At 61.9% G+C, this 2,053-nt stretch carries 2 protein-coding genes; both read right to left on the bottom strand.

Annotation, left to right across the window (positions count from 1 at the left end; genetic code table 11):
• Positions 1-161 precede the first annotated feature (161 nt).
• Complete coding sequence (locus ACH2EH_RS05640) at positions 162-1,580, bottom strand: hypothetical protein (protein WP_395139757.1); 1,419 nt, start codon at positions 1,578-1,580, stop codon at positions 162-164.
• Between the two features lie 210 nt (positions 1,581-1,790).
• Positions 1,791-2,053, bottom strand: a 263-nt coding sequence (locus tag ACH2EH_RS05635; RefSeq protein ID WP_395139755.1) for a DHHA1 domain-containing protein, incomplete at its 5' end; no start/stop codon positions are given.

Below are 2,053 nucleotides of genomic sequence, written 5' to 3'. Positions count from 1 at the left end.
GCGATCTCCTTCGCGGGAGAGAAACATCAAGCGCAGCAGTGCGCGCGGGTCGAGGTCGGTTGTCGAAAGGTCCAAAAGGTCGTTGTCCATTGTCTATAGTTGCTGTGTTTATATGTCAGAGCCTCTCTGCTCCGGGAGTGAGTATACCCGATGCCTGCCCCCTACCCCCCGCCCGGCGGGGGAATCACAAGGATTTTGTCTAGGCAGGTGACGATCACAGGAGCCAGTAAGAGCAGCGCCGCCACGGTTCCGGAGTCATTAAAAGCAATCGCCGCCCCCGCGCCCCAGAGCCCCTGCACCACGCGCCCCTGAAGCTCCGTCCCTAGTCGCGCAAAGAGCCGCTTGAGGTGCCACATCCCCACTCCCACCACCGCCAGCGCAAGTAGTGTCGGCCCCGCAACGGTAAGCCGCGCGTTCATGGCGAGCTTTCGGACAATAATCTCTCCCCACGCCGAAGTGCCCTTCCCCGCCGCCTGCCCAATATGCGACTGCGCCGCACCGGGCTGTAATCGGTCTATAAAGGCAAAAAATACGGCAGTTAATATCGCTATACTTAATAAGAGTAGTATTTTGATAATCTGATGGCTCACTAAGCTATTTTTTCGTGCTGCTTCACTCTCGCTCCTTGCTGCTTCACTCTCGCTCCCTGACGTTTTATGATTTCTTCGTGCTACAATACCTCCTGATGCAAACGCAACGCTCGCCGCCATCGCGCCCCCGGCATTGGCACCGAGCATCGGCAAGCCCAGCAAGAGCGTGATCCCCAGCCCGACCCAGCCTAGAAAGCGCTTCGGCACGCTCATCAGCGCCGCCCCGATCAGCAGGCCCATGTACTCGTTGCCGATCCCATAAAACCGAATCCCGGAGCTGTAGTATCCCGAGAGCGCGGAGTGGGCGACCATTCCCCAGCCAAAGACCGTATCGAGCACGACCAACACCCCGAAGAGCTGGAGAATATCCGCTACCACCGTGGGCCGTTTCTCAGGGCGGGAGAGTGCGGCGATTACCAGAGTTGCAAAGAAAAACATCGCAATCTGTGTTGTCGCAGAGGGAGCCAGCCCTGCGGGCAAGAGCGCCAGTGTGCCTGCCGTCGCTACCGCCAATGCGCTCCGCGCCGCCTTCACGAGCCTTGATTTACGCAGAGCCACGATTCCGAGCGCCAGCCCAATCCCGGCGAGACTGGCCCAGAGTACGAGCAAAGGGATTTTGCTGGCCTCCAGCCCTTCTAGCCGTGCTCCAAAGTAGCGTATCTGTCCTAGCCCGCCCCGCACGATCTCAACCGGACGGCCCTCGCCCGTCAAATCCGCCGCCGTCACCAGCCCAATCGTGCGCGTTGAAGGCGAGGTAACCGCGCTCCCGTTTGTGATGCCTTTTTCCAGTACCCGCAGAGGGCGAATCTTCGGCAGGCCCTTCAACGGCTCCTGCACCACCGCCAGGCGAATCTCGCCGCGCTCCGCACGCCGCAAGAGCGTTTCCAGCGGCTCCGTCGAGGGTTCGGGGAGCTTTCCCGTGGCAAGATGCACGTAGCCAAATGCGCCTTTGAGTTTCAGGGAAGTTACGTCGAGCGGCGACGAGACCACGAGGGGCGGCTGTGCGTGGGCAGTAGTGGAGAAAAAGAGGACGAGCAGGAGAAGGAGAAGAATTACCCTCCCCCGCTCTGTTACCCTCCCCCCGCTCGTTCCTCGCGACCCCCTCCCAATAATGGGAGGGGGTAGGGGGATAGGTTCTGGCTCCCCTCCCTTTCCCGTTATCGGGAGGGAGGGGCCGGGGGAGGGAGGGAAAGTCCCCATCTACCCCAGCGCCGCACGCGCCGCCGCCAGCGCCTCGCTGAGCTTGCTAGCATCGCGGCCCCCTGCTTGGGCGAAGTCCGGGCGGCCACCGCCGCCGCCGCCCGATGCTTGGGCCGCCGCTTTCACGAGATTGCCGCAGTGGACTCCCTTCGCGACCGCGTCTTTGGTGGCTTTCGCGACAAAGACCAGCTTCTCGCCACTCACAGCTCCGAGAACCACCACGCCCGCACCGATGCGCCCGACCAGCTCATCGGCCAGCTTGC

It is taken from the genome of Armatimonas sp. (genome assembly GCF_043760365.1).
Classification (GTDB): domain Bacteria; phylum Armatimonadota; class Armatimonadia; order Armatimonadales; family Armatimonadaceae; genus Armatimonas.
This window is presented reverse-complemented; position numbering and strand designations above follow the sequence as displayed.